Origin of the sequence: Pseudoduganella sp. RAF19 (assembly GCF_052114165.1) — a bacterium.
Classification (GTDB): domain Bacteria; phylum Pseudomonadota; class Gammaproteobacteria; order Burkholderiales; family Burkholderiaceae_D; genus Rugamonas.
Genome location: NZ_JBFREF010000003.1, coordinates 451,036 through 476,917, shown reverse-complemented (window position 1 = coordinate 476,917; position 25,882 = coordinate 451,036). Strand labels below are relative to the sequence as shown.

Below are 25,882 nucleotides of genomic sequence, written 5' to 3'. Positions count from 1 at the left end.
GAATGACCGACACCCTGCAAAAATTCATTTTCGAGAACGCTGCCGTGCGCGGCGAGCTGGTCGACATGTCCGCCACCTGGCGCGAAGTGCTGGCCCGCCACCACTACCCGGTCGCCGTCAAGCGCCTGCTGGGACAAATGGTGTCGGCAGCGGCCCTGCTCTCGGCCAACCTCAAGTTCAACGGTTCCATCATCATGCAGATCCATGGTGACGGCCCGGTGCGCCTGCTGGTGGTGGAATGCGATTCCGAGCTGAAGCTGCGCGCTACCGCGAAAATGAATCCTGACTACGCGATCGCGCAGGATGCCGATTTGCAGACCCTGGTCAACGCACATGGCAAGGGCCGTTTCGTCATCACGCTCGACCCGGCCGAGAAGGTGCCGGGCCAGCAGCCTTACCAGGGCGTGGTGCCGCTGGACGGCCACGATGTCAGCACCGTGATCGAAAACTATATGCTGCGCTCCGAACAGCTGGACACCAAGCTGTGGCTGGCCGCGGACGATAACGTCTCGCGCGGCGTGCTGCTGCAAAAGCTGCCTTTCCACGGCGGTAAAATCGAACCGGGCGCACTGACCGCCGACGAAGCCCAGGAAACCTGGAACCGCGCCGTGGTGCTGGGCTCCACGCTGAAAGAAGAAGAGATGCTGAGCACCACCATCGACGTGCTGCAGCAGCGCCTGTTCTGGGAAGAGACCATCCGCGTGTTCGAGCCGCTGCATCCGCAGTTCCATTGCAGCTGCACGCGCGAGAAGGTGGGCAATATGCTGAAGATGCTGGGCCAGGAAGAAGTGGAAGCCGCGCTGTCCGAACAGGGCAAGCTGGGCATCAACTGCGACTTCTGCGGCAAGCACTACGAGTACGATGCGGTGGACTGCGCCCAGCTGTTCACCACCACCGCGCCGGCCGAGGCATTGCTGCACCCGACCGAAGTAAAGCACTAATCCTTGCCGTAACGCTGCATCACATAGCCAAGGTGGGCGCGGTTCATATCGATCCACGTCCACAGGGCTTCCACCTGCGCCCGGTGCGCTTCGTAGTATTTCTCATTGAAGGCCAGCCATAGCCGCGTGCTCACCAGCGGCTGCGGCAGCTGCATGATTTCACCGTTGTAGCGCTTGACGATGGCGTCTATATGTTCCGGTTTTACCGCGCTCACGACTACGCCTGCAACGCGGCCCAGCTTGAGCTTTTCGATATTGCGGTCGACGTCACGGGCGCCGTCATCGATGGTCAGGCCCTGCTCGCGCAGGCGGGCGGTGTAGGCGCTGCCTTGCGCCGCACCGAGCACTTTGCCCTGGAAGTAAGCCAGCGGGTTGGCGCCCGCGGGAATGTTGTCGCGCGCCCTTACCAGCACCACCAGCTGGTTGCCGAGCGCGCGGCCGTAATCGGGCTCGCCGCGTTTATCGCGCGGGATGGCAATCTCGGGCGGATAGACCGGCATCTCACCCAGCGGCGTGAAATCGATATCGCCAATCGTCAGCGCCAGGCGCAAGCGCGCGGGCGGCAGGCGCACCAGCGCAGGGTGGCAACCGAAGGTGGCCTGGACCGCATCGCGCATCAGATCGATGGTCGCGCCGGGCGGTTCGGGAATATGGGGGCCGTCGCCCATGTAGTAAGGCGGCCGGTTCTGGTCGATGTAGCCAAAACGGACAGGCGTGCAGGCGGCGCTTGCATTCAAGGTCCACGCGAGCAGGAAGAAAAACAGCAGGCGTGATCGTGACATGGCCTGCTTAGTGCTGGGCGGGCGCCGCAGCGGTGTCGGGCGCGGGCTTGGTCTGGCCTTTGCCGAGGATCTGAACGTAGATTTCGTTCTGCTTGATCATGCTCAGCTCAAAGCGCGCGCGCTCTTCCACGGCGCCGGTGCCTTCCTTCAGGTCGCGCACTTCGGAATCGAGCTTCGCGTTGCGCTGGCGCAGGGATTCATTCTTTTGCTGGGCCACAGCAACTTGCTGCTCCAGGTCGGACACGCGCAGCCAGCCCCCCTTCCCCAGCCACAGCGGGTACTGGATCAGCAGAAGCAAAGCGGCGAGGGCCAGGGTAATCAAACGCATGTATTTCTTAAAACCAGGTGCAAAGAACGGGTGGCTGCCACGGCGTGGCAGCCACCTGCTTGGCTTTGCGGTTTACTTCAGGTTGTAGAACGCGTCGCGGCCAGGGTAGGAAGCGATGTCGCCCAGATCTTCTTCAATGCGCAGCAGCTGGTTGTACTTGGCCATGCGGTCGGAACGGGACATGGAACCGGTCTTGATCTGCAGGGCGTTCAGGCCAACGGCGATATCGGCGATGGTCGAATCTTCGGTTTCGCCGGAGCGGTGCGAGATCACGGCGGTGTAGCCGGCGCGCTTGGCCATCTCGATGGCAGCGAAGGTTTCGGTCAGCGTGCCGATCTGGTTGATCTTGATCAGGATGGAGTTGGCGATATCCTTCTGGATGCCTTCCTTCAGGATCTTGGTGTTGGTGACGAACAGGTCGTCGCCCACCAGCTGCACTTTCTTGCCCAGGGCGTTGGTCAGGTGCGCCCAGCCGGCCCAGTCGCCTTCGTGCATCGCGTCTTCGATCGAGATGATCGGGTACTTGTCGCACCAGGTGCCCAGCAGGTTGGTGAACTCTTCGGCGCTCAGGACCATGCCCTCGCCTTCCAGGTGGTACTTGCCGTCCTTGTAGAACTCGGAAGCAGCGCAATCCAGGCCGATGGCGATCTGGGTGCCTGGCTCATAGCCGGCTTCTTCGATTGCCTGAACGATCAGCTTGATCGCGTCTTCGTGCGAAGCCAGCGAAGGAGCGAAGCCGCCTTCATCGCCGACAGCGGTGTTCATGCCCTTCTTGTGCAGGATCTTCTTCAGGGTGTGGAACACTTCCGCGCCGTAGCGCACGGCTTCCTTGAAGGATGGTGCGCCGACCGGGATGATCATGAATTCCTGGATGTCCAGGTTGTTGTCGGCGTGGGCGCCGCCGTTGATGACGTTCATCATCGGCACTGGCATCTGCATCGAACCCGAGCCGCCGAAGTAGCGGTACAACGGCAGGCCGGCTTCTTCAGCGGCAGCCTTGGCCACGGCCATGGATACGGCCAGCATCGCGTTGGCGCCCAGGCGGGACTTGTTCTCGGTGCCGTCCAGTTCGATCAGGGTGCGGTCCAGGAAGGCTTGCTCATTGGCGTCCAGGCCCATGATGGCTTCCGAGATTTCGGTGTTGATGTTTTCGCAGGCTTGCAGCACGCCCTTGCCGAAGTAACGCTTCGGATCGCCGTCGCGCAGTTCGATGGCCTCGCGCGAACCGGTGGACGCGCCCGACGGTACTGCGGCACGGCCCATTACGCCGGATTCCAGCAGCACGTCGCATTCCACGGTCGGATTGCCGCGCGAGTCGATGATTTCGCGGCCAATGATGTCAACGATTGCACTCATGTGTATATCTCCAAAGTTAAAGCGATTTTATGCAGCGCAGCAAACGTGCGCAAAATTGATGCAAGGATAACAGACGGAGGCCGAAAACAGAACCCAAGGCGTAACCCTGGTGGCGGCCACAGCGTGGCTGCCACCTGCTTCACGCCGTGGGTTCTAACAAAAAGGGCGGCGCTTTGTGAGCGCCGCCCTTCTCGGATCAGTTGAAGTTGGTTTCGAGGAAACCAGCCTTCTTGGTGACGCGGTCCAGATCGATCAGAACGGACAGCAGTTCCTTCATGCGGCCCAGCGGAACGGCGTTCGGGCCGTCCGACAATGCCTCGGCAGGAACCGGGTGGGTTTCCATAAACAGGCCGGCTACGCCCACGGCCACGGCAGCGCGCGACAGCACAGGCACCATGTCGCGCATGCCGCCCGACGAGCCGCCCTGGCCGCCCGGCAGCTGCACCGAGTGGGTTGCGTCGAACACCACCGGCGCGTTCGATTCGCGCATGATGGCCAGCGAACGCATGTCCGACACCAGATTGTTGTAACCGAAGGATGCGCCACGCTCGCAGGCCATGAAGTTGTCTTCATTCAGGCCCTTGGCCTTGGCAGCGGCACGCGCCTTGTCGATCACGTTTTTCATTTCGTGCGGCGACAGGAACTGGCCCTTCTTGATATTGACCGGCAGGCCCGATTGGGCGCAGGCGGTGATGAAGTCGGTCTGACGGCACAGGAAGGCCGGGGTCTGGATCACGTCCACCACGGAGGTGACGGCTGCGATTTCCTCGATGGTGTGCACGTCGGTCAGCACCGGCACGCCCAGTTCGCGCTTCACGTCGCCCAGGATTTCCAGGCCCTTGTCCATGCCGGGACCGCGGTAGGAAGTACCGGAGGTGCGGTTGGCCTTGTCGAAGGACGACTTGTAGATGAAGGGGATGCCCAGTTCAGCGGTCATTTCCTTCAGTGCGCCGGCGGTATCGAAGGCCATCTGGCGCGATTCGATCACGCAGGTGCCGGCGATCAGGAAGAACGGCTTGTCGAGGCCGACGTCAAATCCACACAACTTCATGCTGCATTCTCCTTTTTCTCGACTGCCTTCAGCGACGGCTTGCCGCTGGCGGCCTTGTGCGCCAGGGCTGCCTTGACGAAGGACGTGAACAGCGGGTGGCCGTCACGCGGGGTCGATTTGAACTCAGGGTGATACTGCACGCCCATGTACCAAGGGTGGGCGTTGGCGCCGCTGCGCGGCAGTTCCATGATTTCGCACAGGTCTTCGGTCGGCGTGCGGGCAGCAACCACCAGGCCTGCTGCTTCAACGCGGCCCAGGTAGTGGTTGTTGGCTTCGTAGCGGTGACGGTGACGCTCGGTCACGACGGAACCGTAGATCTCGGAGGCCAGGGTGTCCGGCTTGACGGCGCAGGCTTGCGCGCCCAGGCGCATGGTGCCGCCCAGGTCGGAGTTCGCATCGCGCTTCTCGACTTTGCCGTCGGCGTTCTGCCACTCGTCGATCAGGGCCACGACCGGCTGGTCGGTGTCCGGTTCGAACTCGGTGGAGTTGGCGTTGCTCAGGCCGGCCATGTGGCGCGCGTATTCGATCAGCGCCACCTGCATGCCCAGGCAGATGCCCAGGTAAGGCACTTTGTTTTCACGGGCGAATTGCGCCGCCTTGATCTTGCCTTCCACGCCGCGCTTGCCGAAGCCGCCCGGTACCAGGATAGCGTCGTACTTGTTCAGTTCTTCGGTGCCCTTGGATTCGATTTCTTCCGAGTCGATGTACTCGATGTTCACGCGGCTCTCGGTGTGAATGCCGGCGTGACGCAGTGCTTCGGTCAGCGACTTGTAGGACTCGGTCAGCTCCACGTACTTGCCGACCATGCCGATCGACACTTCCGCTTTCGGATTTTCCAGGGTGTGAATCAGCTTGCTCCACACGGACAGGTCGGCCGGTGCCGGGTTCAGGTCCAGCGCTTCGCAGATGATCGCATCCAGGCCCTGGTCGTGCAGCATTTGCGGCACTTTGTAGATGGTGTCGACGTCCCACACGGAAATCACGCCGCGTTCCTCGATGTTCGAGAACAGGGAGATCTTCGCCACTTCGTCTTCAGGAATGCGGCGGTCGGCACGGCACAGCAGCGCGTTTGGAGAGATGCCGATTTCGCGCAGTTTCTGCACCGAGTGCTGGGTCGGTTTGGTTTTCAGTTCGCCGGCCGATGCGATGTACGGCACCAGGGTCAGGTGAACGAAAGCGGAATTCTTGCGGCCGGCGCGCAGGCTCAGTTGACGCGCAGCTTCCAGGAACGGCAGCGATTCGATATCGCCCACGGTGCCGCCGATCTCGCACAGCGCGACATCGTAGCCTTCCGCGCCACGGCGGATGTAGTCCTGGATTTCGTTGGTGATGTGCGGAATCACCTGCACGGTCTTGCCGAGGTATTCGCCACGGCGTTCCTTGCGGATCACGGATTCGTAGATCTGGCCGGTGGTGAAGTTGTTCACCTTGCGCATGCGGGTGGAGATGAAGCGCTCATAGTGGCCGAGGTCAAGGTCGGTCTCAGCGCCATCGTCGGTAACGAAGACTTCACCGTGCTGCATGGGGCTCATGGTGCCTGGGTCCACGTTGATGTACGGGTCCAGCTTGAGCATGGTGACTTTGAGGCCGCGCGATTCGAGGATCGCAGCGAGGGAGGCGGCGGCAATCCCTTTACCAAGGGACGACACAACGCCACCAGTGACGAAGACAAATTTGGTCATTGCGAGATCGGGCGCCGGGTAGGCGCGATGCGGGAAATTGAAATTATAGCGTAATTTCGGTACCACTTCACCATGCCGTCATGAAAATGTGAGTTGCCGAACAGACCATGGCTGGGCCGCTAGTCAAAATAACACTATTTCCCAAAAGGAGGCCATCATGAGTTACGAACGCGACGCATACGGCAATTACGTAGACACCGGCCACCAAGGTCCGGGACCACGCCTGATGGGCGCCGACACGCTGATCGGCGACCATGTCCACAACCTGCAAAACGAACACCTCGGCACCGTCAAGGAAATCATGCTGGACATGCAGACTGGCCACGTGGCGTATGTGGTGATGGCGTCCGGCGGCGTGCTGACCATGGGCGAAAAACTGTTCGCCGTGCCATGGGAAGCGCTAACCCTGGACACCGGCCACCACCGCATGCTGCTCAACATCGACAAGGAACGCATCGAGTCCGCACCGGGCTTCGACAAGGACCACTGGCCCGACATGGCCAACCAGAGCTGGGCAACTGAGGTGCACAATTATTACGGCACCAGCAGCAGCACGTCCGGCCCGAGCCACCTCGATCAAAGTTCGCGCTGATCGATGCGCATCGGGATGAAGCGCAGGCCGTGCATCTCCTGCACTTCCGCTGTGGGCTGGAAGCCCCAGCCACGGTAGACCTGCTCGGCAAACGTGGATGAGTTGACGGTGAAGCTGCCGGGATTGCCGCGCGCCAGCGCATCATCCCGCGCGGCGTCCCACAGCTTGCGGCCGACGCCCTTGCCATGCCACGCCTGCGCCACATAAAGGCTGAACAGATGCGCGTTATCGCGCACCGCTACCACACCTGCCAGCGCTGAATCCACAGTCGCCAGCTGATACCTATAATTTTCCGCACGAATATTTGCGGCGATGACCTCTGGCTGGATAGTCGCCATAAACTGCTCCGCGCCGGTTGCGTCAGGCGCGATGGTCAGAAAAGGCTGCAGCTCAATAATCAGCGCGCTGATGGCTGGCGCGTCTTCAGGCGTGGCAAAACGAATAGTCGGCGTCATCCCGCCATTATGCCAGCGCTACCTCGCCGCGTAGCCAGCGTTCTCCCGCGCTGAGCTTCGCCGTGGCGGCGCAGGCCATTCTTTGAGGCGGCGCAAGGGCCTAGCAGAAGTCGCGGCTGGTCGTAGGCAGGCGTTGAATGAGGTGCGAGAGGTCGACCAGGCGTTTGGCGACGAGGTGGCGGACGTTGGCTTCGTTCTGCCAGATGCCGTACACGCCAAGCAGCGATGCACCCAGCACTTCGCGGCGGAATTTGTCGACCAGGTCGGGCCACACGATCACGTTCACATTGCCCGTCTCGTCCTCGATCGTGATGAAGAGCACGCCCTTCGCGGTGCCGGGGCGCTGGCGCACCGTGACGATGCCCGCGCCGCGCGCCAGCTGTCCGTTGCTGAACGTGTTGAGCACTTCAGCCGGCATGAAACGCTTGCTGAGCAAATGCGGACGCAGCAGCGCCAGCGGATGGCGTCCCAGCGTCAAACCCTGCGCGCGATAATCGCCAATGATTTCATCCCCTTCGCTGGGCGGCTTCAGCTGCGGCAGTTCCTCTTCCGGCTTGGTTGGACGCAGCAAGTCCTTATCCGGCACCGCGCCCACCGCTTCCCACAAAGCCTGACGGCGATTACCCGCCAGGCTGCGCAGCGCATTCGCGCCTGCCAGCACTTGCAGATCATGGCGATTCAAATCCGCCCGCCGCGCCAGGTCGGTCACGTTCGTGAAAGGCCGCTCGCAGCGCGCCTTTTCAATGCGCTCCGCCGCATCGGGGCGCATGCCGCGCAAGAGCGACATCCCCAGCCGCACCGCCGGCTGCTTGCGCTGCTTGTGCCATGCCCCGGGCTTGTAAGCCGCGGTGAAGTAATCGCTGGCCACATAGTTCGCTGCCGACTCCTCAACGCAAAACCTGGCCGCGCCGGATGCCGCTACTGGCTCCACTTCCTCCAGCGCCGAATCCCAATTACTGACCGTGATATCAACCTCGCGCACTGCCACGCCATGCCGCTTTGCATCCTGCACCAGCTGCGACGGTCCATAAAAGCCCATCGGCTGGCTGTTCAACAAGGCGCACAAAAACGCGGCCGGCTCATGGCACTTGATCCACGAGCTGACATACGTCAACAAGGCAAAGCTGGCGGCGTGCGATTCAGGAAAACCATATTCACCAAAGCCCTGGATCTGCTTGCAAATCTGCTCCGCAAACTCCTCCGTGTAGCCGCGTTCAGTCATGCCGCTGACGATGCGGTCGTGGTACTTGTCCACGCCCCCCTTGCGCTTCCAGGCCGCCATCGCACGCCGCAGCTCGTCAGCCTCGCCAGCACTGAAGCCCGCGGCGATCATCGCCACTTGCATCACTTGCTCCTGAAAGATTGGCACGCCAAGCGTACGGCCAAGCGCTTCCTTCAGTCCCTCCGGATAATCAACCGGCTGCTGGCCAGTGCGGCGCTGCAAATACGGATGCACCATGCCGCCTTGAATCGGTCCCGGCCGAACGATTGCCACCTCGATCACAAGATCGTAGAACACCCGCGGCTTCATGCGCGGCAGCATGCTCATCTGAGCACGTGATTCAATCTGGAATACGCCAATGGTATCGGCGTGTCCCATCATGTCGTAAGTCGCAGAGTCTTCTGACGGAATGTCCTGCATGGTCATCGTTCGATCATGGCGGGCCGTGATCAGATCCAATGCGCGGCGCAATGCGGACAACATGCCCAGCGCCAGCACGTCCACCTTCAATAAGCCCAGCTCTTCGAGATCATCTTTATCCCATTGAATGACGTGCCGCTCCTCCATGGCGGCTCTTTCGATCGGCACCAGGCGCGACAGCTTGTCCTGCGCGATGACGAAGCCTCCCACGTGCTGCGACAAGTGGCGCGGGAAGCCCGTAATCTGCATCGCCATCGCTGCCCACTTCTCGGCAATTGGCGAGCCCTCTTCCAGTCCTGCTTCGACAAAACGCTCCAACAACTGATGCTTGCTGTCGAACCAGTGGTGCGAGCGCGCCACTTTTTCAACGATGGTGAGATCAACGCCCAGCGCCTTGCCGCTGTCGCGCAAGGCGCTCTTGGTGCGGTAGCAGATGACGGTCGCGGCCAAGGCAGCACGGTGACGTCCGTACTTGTTGTAGATGTACTGAATAACTTCTTCACGGCGCTGGTGTTCGAAGTCCACGTCGATATCAGGCGGCTCGTTGCGCTCGCGCGAAATGAAGCGCTCCACCACGCTGTTGCCGCGCTCTGGATCAACCTCCGTCACGCCCAGGCAGTAACACACAGCGGAATTGGCCGCCGAGCCGCGTCCCTGGCACAGGATGCCGACGCTGCGCGCAAAGCGCACGATGTCGTAGACCGTTAAAAAAAAGAATTCGTATTTCAGGTCAGCGATCAGATCCAGTTCGTGCGTGAGCTGTTTCTGCACTTTTTCCGGAATCCCGTGCGGGTAGCGCTTGGCAGCTCCTGCATATGTTTCCTGATGCAGGAAGCTGGAGGGCGAGTATCCCGGCGGGATCAGCTCGTGCGGATATTCGTATTTCAGCTCGTCCAATGAGAACGTGCACTGGTCCGCGATCTTCATCGTCTCAGCCAGCGCCCTGGCCGGATAGAGATTGGTCAGGCGCAGGCGCGAGCGCAGGTGCTGTTCGGCGTTCTGAGTCAGCTCGTAGCCGCACTCCGCAATCGGCTTGCCGACGCGTACGGCAGTCAGCGTGTCGTGCAGCGGCTTGCGCGAGCGCACGTGCATGCAGACGTGGTTGGCCGCGACCACCGGCAGCCCATGCTGCAAGGCCACTTCGTCAATGCTGACACGGTGCGCTTCGTCGAAAGCGCGCGCGAGCTGGGTCAGGCCGATCCAGCTGCGGCCGGGGAAGGTAGCGTTCATCCAGGCCGCCTGCTCGTGCAAGCGGTCGACGTCGTCCGGCGCCTGGGTCGGATAATCCGGCAGCAGGATCATCAGACAGTCCTCCATGCCGCGCAAATGCTCGCGCTCCGGCGGCGGTGCCGCGAAATCGTCCGGATGCAGCAGATAACTGCCCTTGGCCGCCCTGCCCCGCCCCAGCGTAATCATCTCGGAGATGTTGCCGTAGCCATTGCGATTGGTCGCCAGCGCCAGCAGGGACAGCGCCGGACGGCCGTCCTCGTACTTCAAATGGAAATGCGCGCCAATCAGCAGTTTCAGCCCGGTTTCCTTCGCCCCGGCGTGAGCGCGCACTACGCCCGCCAGCGAGCACTCATCGGTAATCGCCAGCGCGCTATACCCCAGCTGCGCCGCGCGCGCGACCAGCTCGCCGGCGTGCGAAGCGCCTTGCAGAAATGAAAAGTTCGTCAGGCAAAACAGCTCGGCAAAGCCGGGCATGCCAATGGCGAAAGGTAAGCTGAAGGAAGACATGGGATAGTCATTTTACTGTATATGCGTACAGTATTCCAGTTCCATTAATCGCTGCGATACTCGGCAGCAAGGACGCAAACCCTCAGAAAAAGCTGCATACTTCATGTTCTAAATAGCAACCGTGAGGTCGTAGGCGATGGATGTGGTGGAGCTGAAGTGTTTTGGGACTCGGGCGGGGGAAGGGAATTCGGCGCTCGTGATCAGGGGCGATCATTCTGACGAGGCGGCGCGGCTTGCTTTTGCCAAGGCCAGCGGAAAGCCGGCTTGTGTCTTTATCGGCGACGATCAGCCGCCAACGCTCGACTATTTCTATCCCCATATGCGCAGTCCGCTCTGCCTGCACGCCACGTTGGCGGCGGCGCGTGTGCTGTTGAAGGACCAGCCGGGGCCGATCACCGTGCGCACGGCGGTGAAAGGCCAGGAACTGGCGCTGACGCAACAGGATGGGATTGTGTACGCTCAAATGAACCGCCAGCCGGTGCCTCAAGTCGAGATCTCACAGGATTTACCGAGCAAGTTGCTGGGAAATGCCGGCATCCAGCTCGCATCTGCGCCCACAATCGCCTCCGTAGGCAGCCCGAAGCTGCTGCTGGAAGTTAGGGATAGCACGGCACTACAGGCGTTGAAGCCGGACTTGGCGGCCATCGCAGCATGGGGCAAGACTAATGGCGTCAGCGGTTGCTACGCCTGGTGCCGCCGTGAAGACGGCAGCCTTGAAGGCCGCAACTTCAACCATCTGGACCCAAAGCTGGAAGACGCCGCCACCGGCGTCGCGGCCGGCGCGCTTACGGTGTTGCTGAACCGGCCAATTCGGCTCTATCAGGGCGCAAACATGGGGCAGCCCTGCCTGCTGCGCACCACGATCGAGGGCGAAAATATCCTCGTGGGTGGCGCTGCGGAAACGGTATAGACGATTTATGCTGCAAAATAGTCACACTTAGATAGAGAACAATTTTAGCCCTGGGAAAGGTTCGATTAGAATCATTGAAACTTTTCCTGGGAGTTACATAGTGTTTTCTACCACGACTATTCGTAAAGCCGTGCTGCTCGCTCTTTATGGCGGCGCAGCAATGTCGCTGGCCCCGGCGGCCTTCGCTCAAACTGATACCCCCGAGGCAAAGAAAGAGGAAATGACTGTCGTGAACGTGGTCGGCTCGCGCCGCGCCACCAGCTCGGCCACGGACACCGTGGCGCCGGTCGACATCATCCCGCTGACCAAGGTTGCCGAATCGAGCGGCCAGTTCGACCTGGCCCAGACCCTGACTTATATTTCGCCGTCCTTCAACTCCACTCGCCAGACCGGTGCCGACGGCGCCGACCTGATCGACTCCGCCGCCCTGCGCGGCCTGGGTTCCGACCAGACCCTGGTGCTGGTGAACGGCAAACGCAAACACACCACCGCCCTGGTGAACCTGTTCGGCGCCCGCAACCGCGGCAACACCGGCACCGACATGAACACCATCCCGGTGCTGGCCATCAAGGACGTGCAAGTGCTGCGCGACGGCGCTGCCGCCCAGTACGGCTCCGACGCAATCGCCGGCGTGATGGACATCGGCCTGAAAAAGAGCATCGGCTGCGAAGGCGTGGCTGGTTACGGCCAGTACAGCAAAGGCGACGGCAAGAACTGGCTGACCTCGGCTTACTGCGGCTTCTCGGTGGCCGGCGGCGTCATCGCCGTCACCGGCGAATACCTGGACCGCGGCCGTTCGAACCGCGCCGAGCCGGGCAACCCACGTACCATCGGCGACACCAAGACCAAGAACCAGACCGTCTACCTGAACGGTGAAATCCCGGTCGGCCCTGGCAAGTTCTACTTCACCGCCGGCGACCAGTCGCGCGACGCATCCAGCGGCGCCTGGGCGCGCGGCACGCCGGACGAAGATCCGGATCGCAACATCGGCCCGCGCTACCCGAACGGCTTCGTGCCGTTCATCGGCGGCGAGCTGGTGGACCGCTACGGCATCGTGGGCTACAAGTTCAAGGTCGGCGAGTGGAATACCGACCTGTCCCAGACTTACGGCTACAACCGCCTGAAGTACACCATCCGCAATACGATCAATGCATCCATTGCCAACGCCGACCTGCTGAAAGGCGGCACCGGCCTGAGCCCGGACACCTTCTACGCCGGTGGCTTCTCGTTCCAGCAGAACACCACCAACTTCGACGTGAACCGCTACTTCGACGGCCTGATCGGCGATGGCCTGAACGTGGCATTCGGCGCCGAGTACCGTTCGGAAGAATACCGGATCTTTGCCGGTGAGCCAGGTTCCTACATCGACGCCGACGGCGTGGGCGTGGGCGGCGCGGCCGGTTCTCAGGGCTTCCCTGGCTTCCAGCCAAGCGATGAAACCAAGGCCAAGCGTCACAGCAAGGCTGCTTACGTCGATCTGGAACTGGACGTGAACCCACGCACCAAGGTGCAGGGCGCCGTGCGCTATGAGGACTACAGCGACTTCGGCTCGACCACCACCGGCAAGCTGGGCGCCAGCTACCGCGTGGTGGACGACGTGCTGCTGCGCGGCTCGGCTTCGACCGGCTTCCGCGCACCGTCGCTGCAACAGGCTTACTTCTCCTCGACCTTCACCGACTTCATCTCCGGCGTGCCGGTGGACGTGGTGCTGGCGCCGAATGGCGGCCCGGTAGCAACGCTGGCCGGCATTCCCAAGCTGAAGGAAGAGAAGTCGCGCAGCTTCACCCTGGGGTCGACCTGGACGCCAAACCAGGCCATCTCGGTAACCGCTGACTACTACCACATCAAGATCAAGGACCGCATCGTGCTGTCCGGCCGCTTCGACGATAGCAACTACCCTTCCCTGGCCGCCAAGCTGGCCACGCTGGGCGTAGGCCAGGCGCAGTTCTTCGTCAACTCGGTGGACACCAAGACCCAGGGCCTGGATCTGACCGCGTCGCACAAAGGCTCGCTGTTTGGCTACAAGCTGAACACCTACCTGGCAGCCAACTACAGCAAGACGGAAGTGACCGCAATTCACGCGCCGCCGGCACTGCAAGGCTTTGAGGACGTGCTGCTGTCCGAGCGCGAGCGCCTGTTCATCGAACAGGGCGGCCCGCGCCACAAGGCCACGCTGGGCTTCGACTACACCACCGGTGCCTGGGAAACCGACCTGAAGATCATCAACTTCGGTCCGCAAACCCTGGGCACCTTCAGCGGTACTGCCGCCGGTGTGCCGAACCAGCACTACGAGTCCAAGACCTCGGCTGACCTGAGCTTCACCTACAGCATCAACAAGAACGTGAAGTTCACCTTCGGCGGCACCAACATCTTCAACGTGCACCCGACCCCGCAGGACCCGAACGAAACCGACAACGGCTTCAAGTATGAGTCGGTGCAGTTTGGTCTGAACGGCGCCGCCTACTTCGGCCGTCTGCACGTGCGCTTCTAACACCCAAGGCCCAGACCTGGTGGCAGGCACGATGTGCCTGCCACCAGCAGTTCACGGTTCTGCGAAACGCCCCGCCCGCGCGGGGCGTTTTTATTTTGTCATCGCCCGGTCATGTGAAGCCATTAAAGTTCGCGGCGTCATAAATTTGCTAATTGGAGCAGCGATGAAAAAGAATTGGGTATTGCTGGCGGCGATGGCCTCCGTGGGTCTGGTCGGTTGCGGTTCGTCCAACAACGATGCACCGGTCACGGCGCCGCAGGGTCCGACCATTCCTGAAGGGACCACCGTGACCGTGGCCCTGATGGAAACCACCGACCTGCACCAGAACGTCCTGGGTTACAACTACTACGCCCTGGCCGAAGACTCTACCCTGGGCCTGGACCGCACCTCCACACTGATCCAGGCTGCACGCGCCGAGAACCCGAACAATGTGCTGCTGGACGACGGCGACGTGATCCAGGGCACCCTGCTGGGTGACCTGCAAGCGTCGACCAAGCCGATCGCCTGCTCGGAAACCCTGGCCATCCACAAGGCCATGAACTCGCTGAAGTATGACGGCGGCGGCTTCGGCAACCACGAATTCAACTACGGCCTGCCCTTCCTGAGCCAGGTCACCAATACCGATCTGGGCATCCCTGGCGTGAGCAAGCCAGCCGGCACCTGCGGCGCGCCAAGCTTCCCGCTGGTGCTGACCAACGTCACCGGCGTGGCCAGCGGCAAGCCGATCTACCAGCCATACGCCCTGCTGCCAAAGGACTTCTCCGGTACCGCGCCAGACGGCAGCAAGGTCAGCGTGAAGCTGAACATCGGCATCATGAGCTTCGTACCGCCGCAGATCCTGGAATGGGACCAGAAAAATCTGGCCGGCAAAGTCGCCGTGACCGGCGTGCAGGAAGCTGCCAAGCAGTATGTGCCTGAACTGCGCACCAAGGGCGCCGATCTGGTGGTCGCCCTGTCGCACGGCGGCCTGGACACCACCGCCTACAGCCCGAAAATGGAGAACGGCAGCTACTACCTGACCTCCACCGGCATCGACGCACTGATGATCGGCCACTCCCACCTGATCTTCCCGAAGGGTAAAGAGACCGGCGCCGCAGCACTGGACGCATCCTTCGCCGCCATCCCCGCCAACGCCAATGTCGACGCCATCAACGGCTTCGTGAACAATGTGCCGACCGTGATGGCGCAGAGCTGGGGCCGTCGCCTGGGCATCATCAAGATGACGCTGGCCTACACCAGCGGCAAGTGGGTGGTGCAGCCAGCCAAGACCACCGTGGAATCGCGCGGCTTCAAGTACAAGGATGGCACCACCAGCGTGGCTGCCGATCCGGCCATGGCCACGCTGATCTCGACCGAACACGCGGCCACCATCGATTACGCCAAGCAGCCGCTGGGCGTGACCACGGACTTCGAGATGTCTTCCTACTTCTCGCTGGTGGGCGACGTGACAGCGATCCAGCTGGTGAACCAGGCGCAGATCGACTACGTGAAGAACTTCATCAACACCAGCACCGATGCGACCATCTCCAGCTACAAGAACATCCCGGTGATTTCCTGCAGCGCGCCGTTCAAAGCTGGCCGTAACGGTCCTTCCGACTTCACCGACGTGGCGCCAGGTGCGACCGCCGCGGCACCGGTTGGCCTGCAAGTGCGTAATCCAGGCGACCTGTACCTGTACTCGAACAACAACCTGCAAGCGGTGAAGATCAAGGGCTCCGACCTGAAGAACTGGCTGGAAGCAGCGGCCAAGCAGTTCGGCCAGATCGATCCGGCCAAGACCACCGAGCAGGATCTGGTTCCGTCCTACGGCACCATCTACAACTATGACGTGTTCTACGCCGAGAACAATGGCCTGACCTACCAGATCGACGTGACCAAGCCAGCCGGCGGCCGTATCGTCAACCTGACCTACAACGGCAAGGCCGTAGCCGACACCGACGACTTCATCGTGGCGACCAACGACTACCGTGCGGGCGGCGGCGGCAACGTGCCAGGCATCGACGGCAGCAAGACCATCATCAAATCGCCGGACGCCAACCAGGCCGTGGTCAGCAACTACCTGACCAAGCTGGGCACCACCGGCGGCAAGGTCACGCTGGCAACGAACGGTGGCGCGCGCAGCTGGAGCTTCGTGAAGACCACCACCGCCGGTCCGGTGATCCTGCGTTCCCAGCCAGGCCACCTGGCGCTGGCGAAGGGCAACGGCATCAACGTGGTGACGTCCGAAGGCACGACGCTGGACGCCAGCGGCTTCGCCAAGTATGCAATTGATCTGAGCAAGTAATATGTCCGTAAAACGTCTCACCCCAGCCGCTCGCATGATGGCCGTTACCGTGGCGATTGCCGCCGTGGTGGCGGCTTGCCAGACGCACCAGGACATGCCGGTGCGAACGGAAATCGAAAGCACCGCCATGCGCGCCCAGCAGCAAGGCGATCCCGCCGCGCTGCGCAGCCTGCAGCAATGGGCTGCTTATGGCGAACCGGTAGCGCAACGCGAACTCGGTTTGATCTACCGTTCGCGTACGGCCTTCCGCGCGGAAGCTTTGCACTTGCTGGAGCACGCTGCGCGCAGCGGCGATGCCGAAGCGGCGTATGGCCTGGGGGAGATGTTGCGCAGCGCAGCGCCGGGCGTGCAGCCTGCGCCTGAAGCTGCGTGGCCGTGGCTGAAGCAAGCCGCGGAAAACAAGCACGCCAAAGCGGCGCTGGCCCTGGGCCAGATGGCCCGCAACGGCGACGGCGTGGCGCGCGACGATCGGGAAGCTGCCAAATGGCTGGAACTGGCGAGCAAGCTGGGTAATTCGCACGCCATGTTCCTGCTGTCGAATGCTTATCGCGATGGGCAGGGTGTGCCGCGCGACGAGCGCCGCGCGCGCGAGCTGCTGGAAGAATCGGCGGAGCATGAATATCCGCCAGCGCTGCAGGAGCTGGCGATGGCCGTGCAGGGTGAGGATTCCCTGCGCGCCAGCCATCTGCTGAAAGAAGCGACGGAACACCGCCGCAATAACTGGAACCGCTTTTAATCAAGCCAGCGTCGCCAGCTCTCCGCTCATATTGGCGATGGCGACACTGGTGTAGTTCGCCGTGAAGTACGGGTCCGCGAACAGCGTGCCCGCTTCCGCCTTGTTACGCAGGTGGCTCAATACCTTGCTGCGCTCCGCGTTGTAGACCGCATCCGGCACGTGAGCGTACTCGGCGCGGATGCCGCGCGCATAGGAGCGGTACACTTCCTCCTCCTGTCCCAGAATCGCCAGGTCCACACTCAGCATCGTGTCCTTCATCGGATGCGCAATCGACGCGCCCTGGAAATGGTCGGTGGCGCGAATCAGCGCCGCCACTTCTTCCGCGCGGCCCGCATCCGGCTCCAGGTCGCTGCCCAGCCACAGGCGCGCGCTGGCTTCCTCGTTCGATACGGAAGACGAATCGTGCGCATACACCGCATCGTGGAACCAGAAGGCCGCCTTCACGATATTCACATCGCGCTTGGCGGGACGCGTGTTGGCCGCCCAGGCGCGGATCTCCGCCATGCCGTGCACCAGATGATCGAGGTTGTGATAAGTGCGATCGACGCCGCCATAGGCCGCAGTGCCGGTCAGATGTTCGAACCAGTGATTGACATTGGCCAGTGCCGCCGCATCCAGCGCAGTGTCGCGCCACAGCGCATCCCACTCCTTGCGCAGCCAGGCCACGATCCAGGCCTTGTAGGCAGGCGTGGGAACGAACTTCTTCATGGTCCAGTTCCAGCCCACCGGACCTTCCAGCGCTTTCACGAAGCTGGAACTCACCGAGCCCAGATCGCGCGGCGGCATCACGAACATGGTTTTCGCGCCGCCAATCACTTCCACATTGGTTTGTTGGATCAGGTTCTCGTAATCGAAATCGGCGGTGCTGCGGATGCCGCGAATCAGGTAGTCTACGCCCTGGCGCTTGGCCACGCGCGCCGTGTACTCGCTCTTGACGATCTGCACCTGCACATTGTCCCAGCCACGTTCGGCACAGCTTTCCAGCACGATGGCCTTGCGCTCCTCTGCGGAGAACTTGGGCGCCTTGGTCGAATTCTCGGACAGGAAGACCACGACTTCTTCCGCAATCGAACGCGCTTCGCCAATCACCCACATATGGCCGTTGGTGATAGGGTCCAGCGTTCCCGAAAAGCCGATCTTCTTCATGCCCTGCTCCAGAGTGTCGAAAACGACATTCTAGCTTGCAGGGAAGCTTACCGTCACTTTGAGGCCCCCGAGGCGTTCCGATTGATCCAGCGCCAGCGTGGCGCCGTGGCGTTCCGCGATGGCGCGGATGATAGCCAGGCCAAGGCCGCTGCCATTGGCTTCGCTGCCCGGCACACGGTAGAAGCGGTTGAACACGCGCTCGCGTTCTTCCGGTGCGATGCCGGGGCCGCTGTCTTCCACCACCACGCGCGCCTGTTTTTCGTCGCGCAGGACGGAGAGATCGACGGTGCCGCCGGTCGGCGTGTATTTGATGGCGTTGTCGACCAGGTTGCGCACCATGATCAGCAAGGCATCGCCCTGCCCTTTCACGCTCGCTTCGTCGGCATGCTCAAGTCCGAGGTCGATGTCGCGCGCGCCCGCCGCCCCGGCCATATCGCCCAAGGTGCGCTTGGCCAGGTCGGTCAGATTGATCGGCTCCAGCCTGGCGTCCGCCGCTTCCTGGCGCGCCAGCACCAGCAACTGCTCGATCAGGCGCGAGGCGCGGTCGATACCCGCCGTCAGGCGGCCAACGGCAATCGCGCGGGCATGTTCATCGGCCGCACGTTCGAGACTCAGAATTTGCAGCTTGAGCGCGGCCAGCGGCGTGCGCAGCTCGTGCGCAGCATCGGCCACGAAATGCTGTTGCGCTTCGAAGGCAGTGCGCACGCGGCCGAATAGCAGGTTCAGCTCCTGCACCAGCGGACGCACTTCATCGGGCAGGTCGCCTTCAGATACGGGCGAAAGATCGTCCGCCTGGCGCGACGCTACCTGGCGCCGCACGCGCTGTACCGGCGCCAGCGAGCCGCTGACCACCCACCACACGACCAGCATCAGCACCGGCGCCATCAGCGCGATCGGGCCGACGGTACGCAAGGCCAGCGTGCCAGCCATACGCTGGCGCACGCGCATGTCCTGCGCGATCTGCACGATCTGGCCTGAACTTTGGATAGAGAAGACGCGGTAGGTGGTGCCATTGGCGCGCACATTGGAAAATCCCAGCACGGCGCGCTGGGGCAGCTCGGCGCGGGACATGGAGCGGAACACCTGGATGCCGTCGCGCGTCCACACCTGCACCAGCATGTCGTCGTTGCCATCGTCCTCGGCGCCCGGATTGCCGGTAGCGGCCATCGGTGCGCTCGAACGCAGCGACATGGCCATCTGCTGCATGTGGTAGTCGAAGATCTGGTCAGCGTCGTTGAGGGCGCTGCTGTAGGCGATCATGGCCTGGGCCACGGCCGCCATCGTGATGGCCGCCAGCAGGAACCACAGCAGACGGCCGCGCAGGGAGTGGGAGACGTTGACCTTCGGGACAACCCTCATGCTTTCGGCACCATGTAGCCGAGGCCGCGCACGTTCTGGATCAGGTCGGCCCCCAGCTTTTTGCGCAAGCCGTGGATATACACTTCCACCGCATTGCTGTTGACTTCATCTTTCCAGCTGTAGAGCTTTTCTTCCAGCTGGGCGCGCGACAGCACGATGCCGGGGCGGGCGATCAGCGCTTCGAGCACGGCCCATTCGCGGGCCGACAGACTGACCGCCTGGCCGTTGGCCATCACTTCGCGGGTCTGGGGATTGATGGTGACGCCCTTGTGTTCGAACACCGGTTCGGCACGGCCGGCGGCCCGCCGCAACAGCGCGCGGATGCGGGCCAGCAGCTCATCGAGGTCGTAGGGCTTCAGCACATAGTCGTCGGCGCCGGCATCGAGGCCGGCAATACGCTGCTCGACGGCGTCGCGCGCGGTGGCGACCAGCACGGGCGTGATTTCCTTGCGGGCGCGCATGGAGCGCAGCACTTCCAGGCCGTCCTTGCGCGGCAAACCAAGGTCGAGCAGGACCAGGTCGTAGGTCTGGGTTTGCAGGGCGGTGTCCGCCATGTCGCCATCCTTGACCCAGTCCACGGCGTAATGCTCAGCCCTCAGCAGGTCGAGCACGACTTCGCCGATCATGGTGTCATCTTCTACAAGCAGGAGGCGCATTCTGGTCCTTTCAATCGTGGCGTCCGCGAGATTGCGGACGCCATCGCCATTTTATCCGAGGCGCACCGGAATGAAGATACGCTCGTCGCCACGCAGGATCAGCAGCGCCACCGACTTGTCGGACTTGCTGACCACATCGCGCACGTCGCCGATCGAATTGACCGGGCGGCCGTTGACGGACAGCAGCACATCACCCGGCTGTACGCCAGCGCTGGCGGCCGCGCCGCGCGCATCCTCGATCAGCAGGCCGGAAGGCAGGCCCACTTGCCGCTTCTCTTGCGGGTCCAGCGGACGCAGGGCCAGACCCAGGCGCATCCTGGCCGACGGACCTTGCTCATCCTGAGCCGAAGCCAGGTTGCTGCGGTCGCTGGCGTTGCCCAGTTTGCCGTCCAGGGTCACGGTTTTACCCTGGCGCCACACTTCCAGCGAGATCTTGTCGCCTGGCGCCGCCAGCGCCACCATCGCCGGCAGGTCGCCCGACTGGATGATCTTCTGGCCGTTCATGGCGCGGATTACGTCGCCGGCTTTCAGGCCGATCTTCTCGGCAGGACCGCCACGCTCCACGTTCGCTACCAGCGCGCCTTCCGGCGTTGCCAGCTTGAAGGAATCGGCGAAGTCCTGGCCAATCTCCTGCACGGTCACGCCGAGGCGGGCGTGCACAACTTTACCGGTCTTCACGATCTGGTCGCGGATCTTGGTTGCCACGTCGATCGGAATGGCGAACGATAGGCCTTGGTAGCCGCCGCTCTGGCTGTAGATCTGCGAGTTGATGCCCACCACTTCGCCGCGCGTGTTGAACAGCGGACCGCCGGAGTTGCCGGGGTTGATCGCCACGTCGGTCTGGATGAACGGCACGTTCGAATCGTCCGGCAGCGAGCGGCCCTTGGCGCTCACCACACCGGCGGTCACGGTGTTTTCAAGACCGAAAGGCGAGCCGATTGCCAGCACCCATTCGCCGACTTTCACATCGTTCGAGCGGCCCAGCGGCACTACCGGCAGGTTCTTCGCGTCGATCTTCAGCACGGCCACGTCGGTCTTCGGATCGGAGCCCAGCACCTTGGCGCGGAATTCGCGGCGGTCGGTCAGCTTCACGGTCACTTCCTGCGCATCGCGCACCACGTGGGCGTTGGTCAGGATGATGCCGTCGGCGCTCACGATAAAGCCCGAACCCACGCCATGGGTCGGCACGTCGCGCGTGCGGCCCTGGCCTTGCGGCCCCTGGAAGCGGCGGAAGAATTCGAGGAAGGGATCATCGCCAAACGGTTCGCCGCGTTCACCCTGGCCCTGGCTCTGGAACGAGGTCTTGGTGCTGCCCACGACGCTGATGTTCACCACGGCTGGGCCATTGTGCTGCACGATCACGCTGAAGTCAGGCAGCGCGATCATCGGCGCCGGGGTTGGCGCCGGTGCGCCGGCGGCGGCGTTGGCCGGCACGCCCGGGGCGGCCTGGCCGACTACCTGGGGATTAGGTGCGGCGTTGCTCTTTTGTACTGCAATCGCAGCACCGGCACCCAGCACGCCAACGGCGGCCAGTGCCGCAACTACCCGTTTTACGGTCATCGAAGCGGTGACGGTTTTGCTCATTTTCAGGACTCCCAATAAAGATCTGTCGATGGCATCAATATGCGGGAGCAATCTTAGGCTCGTCTTAATAAAAAAAGGCCGGCATTGCCGACCTTTTAATATGGGCAGGCTATAAGCCCGCCTTAAGCGTGATTAAGCCGCTTTCTGCTCGAGGGTGCCCACATTGGTCACGCCATCGATAGCGATTTTGCGCGGTTTCAGGGCTTCCGGCACTTCACGCACCAGTTCGATGGTGAGCATGCCGTTGTCGAAGGAAGCGCCGATCACCTTCACATGGTTCGCCAGCTGGAAGCGCTGTTCGAAATCACGGGCGGCGATGCCGCGGTGCAGGTAAGTACGCTCGACGCCGTCGCGCTGCTTGCGGCCCACCACGTGCAGCGAATCGCGCTCGAAGGTGATGTCGATTTCGGAACGATCGAAGCCGGCCAGGGCCATCACGATACGGTACTGGTCTTCGGAAACCAGCTCGATATTGTAAGGAGGGTAGCTGGGGGTGGCGTCACCGCGGGCGGCGTCATTCAGCAGCTGGGCCAGGCGGTCGAAACCGATAGCAGAACGGTACAGCGGAGTCAGGTCAAAAGTACGCATGATAGATATCCTTTTCAGATTAAGCGATATGTCCAACGGTCCCCATCTGGGCAACCGCTGAGTCCGATATAGGAATCGCTAAAAAGCTTTTCAAGAGGTTTTTTTGCAAAATCCTGGTGTTACGTTCTGAAACAAGCCGCCCTGCCTCGCGTGCTAAACTCGCCCGCTTGTACTTTCTTTACAGAATCAAAATGAAACTTGCCTTGCTGTCAATGCTGATGGGCGCCGCCTTCAGCGCTCATGCCGGTTCCCCGCTGCCTGCTCCTGTCGACCAGAACTACCCCGGCACCCTGGTGCTGAAGGTGGACGCGTCCGACACCGTGCAAAACATCTTCCGCGTCAAGGAAAGCATTCCGGCCAAGCCGGGCAAGATGACCCTGCTCTACCCGCAATGGGTGCCCGCCAACCACGGCCCGAGCAGCCCGATCAACCAGTTCGCCGGCCTGAAGATTTCGGCCAACGGCAAGCCCGTCACCTGGCATCGCGATAACGTGAACGTGTTCGCCTTCCACGTCGAGGTACCGGCTGGCACCAGGACGCTGGACCTCGAATACCAGTTCCTGTCGCCGACCGAAGCCAACCAGGGCCGCACCACCATGACGCCGGAAATTCTGGGCATCCAGTGGCACGCCGTGACCATGTACCCGGCGGGCTACTATACCCGCCGCATCCCGATCCAGGCCACCGTGACCGTGCCGCAAGGCTGGCAGTACGGCAGCGCGCTGGAACTGGATGAACGCAAGGGCGATGATCTCGTCTTCAAGACCACCGACCTGGAAACCTTCGTCGACTCGCCGCTGTTTGCAGGCCACTACTTCAAGCGCTACGACCTCGATCCGGGCGCCAAGATCCCGGTCCACATGAACGTGGTGGCCGACACCGCCGAAGCGGTGGAAGCCAAGCCGGAACAGCTCGAACTGCACCGCAATCTGATCAAGCAAGCCTACAAGCTGTTCCAGTCCCAGCACTACAAGCACTATGACTTCCTGTTCGCGCTGAGCGATGAGTTCGGCGGCGTGGGCCGCGAACACCATCAGTCCAGCGAGAACGGCGTCAAGCTCGACTACTTCACCGACTGGAACAAGGCCGAATCCATGCGCGGCCTGCTGCCGCATGAATTTACGCACTCGTGGGACGGCAAGTTCCGCCGCCCTGCCGGCCAGGACGTACCGGACTTCAATACGCCGCTGCAGAACGATCTGCTGTGGGTGTACGAAGGCCAGACCCAGTTCTGGGGCCAGGTGCTGTCCGCCCGCTCGGGTCTGCAGAAGAGCGCCAGCGTGCGCGACCAGATCGCCGTCAACGCTGCGCGCTACAGCTCGATCGCGGGCCGCGAATGGCGTACGGTGCAGGACACCACCTACGATCCGATCATCAACTCGCGCCGCCCGCTGGGCTGGTCCAGCTATCAGCGCAGCGAGGACTACTACAATGAAGGCGCCCTGATCTGGCTGGACGTGGATACCAAGCTGCGCGAAATGTCCGGCGACAAGCTGTCCCTGGATGACTTCGCCCGCAAGTTCTACGGCGTGAAGGACGGCATGAACACCGCCCTGCACTACACCTTCGACGATGTGGTGAAGACCCTGAACAGCATCCAGCCGTATGACTGGGCAAGCTTCCTGCACACCCGCGTGGAAGAGCTGGGGCCTGCCCCGCTGGACGGTCTGGCGCGCGCCGGCTGGAAACTGGTGTTCACCGACAAGCAAACCGAGTACCTGAAGAGTGTGGAAGACCGCAGCAAGTCCGCCGACTTCATCTACTCGCTGGGCTTCAACGTCGGCAGCGAAGGCAAGATCGAAAGCATCCAGTGGGATGGCGCCGGCTTCAAGGCTGGCCTGTCGGGCAACACCACCCTGCTGGCCGTCAACGGCCGTGCCTACAAGCCGGAGCTGCTGCGTGCGGCGGTGACCGCGGCCAAGGACAGCAAGAAGCCGATCGACCTGCTGGTGAAGCATGGCCAGCAGTACCGCACGGTGTCGCTGGCCTATTACGGCGGCCTGCGTTATCCGCGCCTGGAGCGCATCGAAGGCACCAAAGACCGTCTGGAAATCCTGCTGTCGCCGCTGAAGTAAGCCAACAACGGCGGGCGCTCCGGTGCGCCCGCCTTCTCCGCCTCCCGCTACAGTGGTCGCAAACTGCACGGAGGCGCCAATGATTACCCTTTACACCTGGGGCACGCCCAACGGCCGCAAGCCCATCATCATGCTGGAAGAACTGGACATCCCTTACCAGGTGCATCCAGTTGACATCAAAGCCGGCGCACAATTCAAGCCGGAATTCCTGGCCATATCCCCCAACAATAAAATCCCCGCCATGACCGACGACGGGGCAAAGGGCGGGCCTCTCTCACTATTCGAAAGCGGTGCCATCCTGACTTACCTGGCCGAGTCCAATGGACGCCTGCTGGCCGAGTCCGGCCACACGCGCTACCGCGCGCTGGAATGGCTGTACTGGCAGATTGGCGGCCTCGGCCCGATGGCCGGCCAGCTGGGCTTCTTCATGAAAAAGGACGATGCGCTGGCGAAAGAGCACTTCACGGCAGAGGTGCAGCGCCTGCTGGACGTGCTGGAACGCGGACTCGGCAAAGGGCCTTATCTGGCCGGCGAGGCCTATTCCATTGCCGACATCGCCACCTATACCTGGACCCACGCGGTCATCGAGCACCAGGCTGAGGCGGCCGCATCGATGATCGCCAACAAGCCTGCGCTGAAAGGCTGGCTGGATCGCGTGGGCAACCGTCCAGCCGTGCAGCGCGGCATGGCCTGGAAGCCTTCCTAGACGAGGTAGCGGCTGCTCCAGGCGGCGATCAGATTGGCCACGTAGACGGCATCTTCGCGTTTGGTGAGGAGGTGGTCTGCCGTGTCCAGCGAGATGAAGCTCTTCGGATGTTTGGCCGCCGTGAAAATATCCACGGCGTTATTGATGCCGACTGTGGTGTCGCCCGGCGCATGCATCACCATCAGGGCCTTGCGCAAGGAGGCGATCTTGTTGCGCAGGCTGTGTTCCGCCACGTCTTCCAGGAACTGGCGCTTGATGCGGAAAGGACGGCCCGCCAGCTGCACCACGGCCTCGCCTTGCGCCGTGATGGCATCGACCTGCTCGCCAAACAGATGCGTGACGTGGGCCGGATCGCTGGGCGCCGCGACCGTCACCACGGCCTGCGCCTCCGGCACCTCGCCCGCCACCGCCAATGTGGCCGCACCGCCGAGGCTGTGGCCGATCAGGAGACGCGGCGCGGCGCGCGTCTGGCGCAGGAAGTCGACAGCGGCCAGCAGGTCGGCGATATTGGACGAGAAATTGGTGTTGGCGAATTCGCCTTCGCTGGCACCCAGTCCCGTGAAGTCGAAGCGCAGCACCGCGATGCCATGCTCGGTCAGGGCCTGCGCGATGCGGCTGGCGGCAAACACGTCCTTGCCGCAGGTGAAGCAATGGGCGAACAGGGCGTAAGCCTTGACGGCGGTTTCGGGAGAGTCGAGGCGGGCGGCCAGCTTTTGTCCAGTTGCACCCGTAAAATCCAGTCGTTCAGCGCGCATGCTTGGCTCCGGAAATATTTTGCCTA

The 25,882-nt window shown here is 62.3% G+C and carries 21 protein-coding genes; 8 read left to right on the top strand and 13 right to left on the bottom strand.

Annotation, left to right across the window (positions count from 1 at the left end; all coding sequences use genetic code 11):
* Positions 1-2 precede the first annotated feature (2 nt).
* A complete protein-coding gene (gene hslO, locus AB4Z19_RS10045; protein WP_442027476.1) occupies positions 3-941 on the top strand; it encodes an Hsp33 family molecular chaperone HslO in 939 nt (312 codons plus the stop codon).
* Here the strand turns inward: hslO and AB4Z19_RS10040 are convergent.
* The 5 genes from AB4Z19_RS10040 to AB4Z19_RS10020 form a co-directional block, all read right to left on the bottom strand.
* The gene (locus AB4Z19_RS10040; RefSeq protein WP_442035184.1) at positions 938-1,723 is read right to left on the bottom strand and encodes a hypothetical protein; all 786 of its coding nucleotides are present in this window, start codon (positions 1,721-1,723) and stop codon (positions 938-940) included. The two genes, hslO and AB4Z19_RS10040, sit on opposite strands and share 4 nt — an antisense overlap.
* A 7-nt stretch (positions 1,724-1,730) precedes the next feature.
* Complete coding sequence (ftsB, locus tag AB4Z19_RS10035; RefSeq protein WP_442035183.1) at positions 1,731-2,051, bottom strand: cell division protein FtsB; 321 nt, start codon at positions 2,049-2,051, stop codon at positions 1,731-1,733.
* 72 nt (positions 2,052-2,123) lie between these two features.
* The gene (gene eno / locus AB4Z19_RS10030) at positions 2,124-3,407 is read right to left on the bottom strand and encodes a phosphopyruvate hydratase (RefSeq protein ID WP_442035182.1); all 1,284 of its coding nucleotides are present in this window, start codon (positions 3,405-3,407) and stop codon (positions 2,124-2,126) included.
* A gap of 196 nt (positions 3,408-3,603) precedes the next feature.
* Positions 3,604-4,458, bottom strand: coding sequence for a 3-deoxy-8-phosphooctulonate synthase (gene kdsA, locus AB4Z19_RS10025; protein WP_442035181.1), 855 nt, complete (start codon positions 4,456-4,458; stop codon positions 3,604-3,606).
* Entirely contained in the window at positions 4,455-6,140 is a 1,686-nt protein-coding gene (locus tag AB4Z19_RS10020; RefSeq protein WP_442035180.1) for a CTP synthase, read from the bottom strand. The genes kdsA and AB4Z19_RS10020 overlap by 4 nt, the downstream gene beginning before the upstream one ends.
* Before the next feature lie 157 nt (positions 6,141-6,297).
* Between AB4Z19_RS10020 and AB4Z19_RS10015 the strand changes: the two genes are divergently transcribed.
* A complete protein-coding gene (locus AB4Z19_RS10015; protein ID WP_442035179.1) occupies positions 6,298-6,732 on the top strand; it encodes a PRC-barrel domain-containing protein in 435 nt (144 codons plus the stop codon).
* On the opposite strand, the gene AB4Z19_RS10010 is transcribed toward AB4Z19_RS10015, so the two are convergent.
* The gene (locus tag AB4Z19_RS10010; RefSeq protein ID WP_442030087.1) at positions 6,717-7,187 is read right to left on the bottom strand and encodes a GNAT family N-acetyltransferase; all 471 of its coding nucleotides are present in this window, start codon (positions 7,185-7,187) and stop codon (positions 6,717-6,719) included. The two genes, AB4Z19_RS10015 and AB4Z19_RS10010, sit on opposite strands and share 16 nt — an antisense overlap.
* 100 nt (positions 7,188-7,287) lie before the next feature.
* On the bottom strand, positions 7,288-10,566 hold the full coding sequence (locus AB4Z19_RS10005) for an error-prone DNA polymerase (RefSeq protein WP_442035178.1): 3,279 nt from the start codon (positions 10,564-10,566) through the stop codon (positions 7,288-7,290).
* Between the two features lie 136 nt (positions 10,567-10,702).
* Here AB4Z19_RS10005 and AB4Z19_RS10000 point away from each other — a divergent pair, with 136 nt between their 5' ends.
* From AB4Z19_RS10000 to AB4Z19_RS09985, 4 genes are all read left to right on the top strand, one after another.
* On the top strand, positions 10,703-11,476 hold the full coding sequence (locus AB4Z19_RS10000) for a PhzF family phenazine biosynthesis protein (protein ID WP_442035177.1): 774 nt from the start codon (positions 10,703-10,705) through the stop codon (positions 11,474-11,476).
* A gap of 220 nt (positions 11,477-11,696) precedes the next feature.
* A complete protein-coding gene (locus tag AB4Z19_RS09995) occupies positions 11,697-13,967 on the top strand; it encodes a TonB-dependent receptor plug domain-containing protein (protein WP_442035176.1) in 2,271 nt (756 codons plus the stop codon).
* A gap of 163 nt (positions 13,968-14,130) precedes the next feature.
* Complete coding sequence (locus AB4Z19_RS09990; protein WP_442025859.1) at positions 14,131-16,251, top strand: bifunctional 2',3'-cyclic-nucleotide 2'-phosphodiesterase/3'-nucleotidase; 2,121 nt, start codon at positions 14,131-14,133, stop codon at positions 16,249-16,251.
* A gap of 1 nt (position 16,252) precedes the next feature.
* The gene (locus AB4Z19_RS09985; RefSeq protein ID WP_442025858.1) at positions 16,253-16,987 is read left to right on the top strand and encodes a tetratricopeptide repeat protein; all 735 of its coding nucleotides are present in this window, start codon (positions 16,253-16,255) and stop codon (positions 16,985-16,987) included.
* Here the strand turns inward: AB4Z19_RS09985 and coaD are convergent, their stop codons facing one another.
* The 5 genes from coaD to AB4Z19_RS09960 all read right to left on the bottom strand — a co-directional run bounded on the left by coaD (position 16,988) and on the right by AB4Z19_RS09960 (position 22,320).
* A complete protein-coding gene (coaD, locus tag AB4Z19_RS09980) occupies positions 16,988-18,133 on the bottom strand; it encodes a pantetheine-phosphate adenylyltransferase (RefSeq protein WP_442035175.1) in 1,146 nt (381 codons plus the stop codon).
* Between the two features lie 30 nt (positions 18,134-18,163).
* Positions 18,164-19,492 carry an ATP-binding protein gene (locus AB4Z19_RS09975; protein ID WP_442026667.1) on the bottom strand — a complete coding sequence of 443 codons (1,329 nt, stop codon included), beginning with the start codon at positions 19,490-19,492 and terminating at the stop codon, positions 18,164-18,166.
* Positions 19,489-20,148, bottom strand: coding sequence for a response regulator (locus AB4Z19_RS09970; RefSeq protein WP_442035174.1), 660 nt, complete (start codon positions 20,146-20,148; stop codon positions 19,489-19,491). The genes AB4Z19_RS09975 and AB4Z19_RS09970 overlap by 4 nt, the downstream gene beginning before the upstream one ends.
* A gap of 51 nt (positions 20,149-20,199) precedes the next feature.
* A complete protein-coding gene (locus AB4Z19_RS09965) occupies positions 20,200-21,732 on the bottom strand; it encodes a DegQ family serine endoprotease (protein ID WP_442035173.1) in 1,533 nt (510 codons plus the stop codon).
* Positions 21,733-21,864: 132 nt separating this feature from the next.
* Entirely contained in the window at positions 21,865-22,320 is a 456-nt protein-coding gene (locus AB4Z19_RS09960) for an Hsp20 family protein (protein ID WP_442026664.1), read from the bottom strand.
* A 191-nt stretch (positions 22,321-22,511) separates the two neighbouring features.
* Here AB4Z19_RS09960 and AB4Z19_RS09955 point away from each other — a divergent pair, with 191 nt between their 5' ends.
* Together AB4Z19_RS09955 and AB4Z19_RS09950 are read left to right on the top strand one after the other, a co-directional pair.
* A complete protein-coding gene (locus AB4Z19_RS09955) occupies positions 22,512-24,395 on the top strand; it encodes a M61 family metallopeptidase (protein ID WP_442035172.1) in 1,884 nt (627 codons plus the stop codon).
* Between the two features lie 79 nt (positions 24,396-24,474).
* Complete coding sequence (locus AB4Z19_RS09950; RefSeq protein WP_442027938.1) at positions 24,475-25,101, top strand: glutathione S-transferase family protein; 627 nt, start codon at positions 24,475-24,477, stop codon at positions 25,099-25,101.
* Here the strand turns inward: AB4Z19_RS09950 and AB4Z19_RS09945 are convergent.
* On the bottom strand, positions 25,098-25,856 hold the full coding sequence (locus AB4Z19_RS09945) for an alpha/beta hydrolase family protein (protein WP_442027940.1): 759 nt from the start codon (positions 25,854-25,856) through the stop codon (positions 25,098-25,100). The two genes, AB4Z19_RS09950 and AB4Z19_RS09945, sit on opposite strands and share 4 nt — an antisense overlap.
* Between the last annotated feature and the right edge of the window lie 26 nt (positions 25,857-25,882).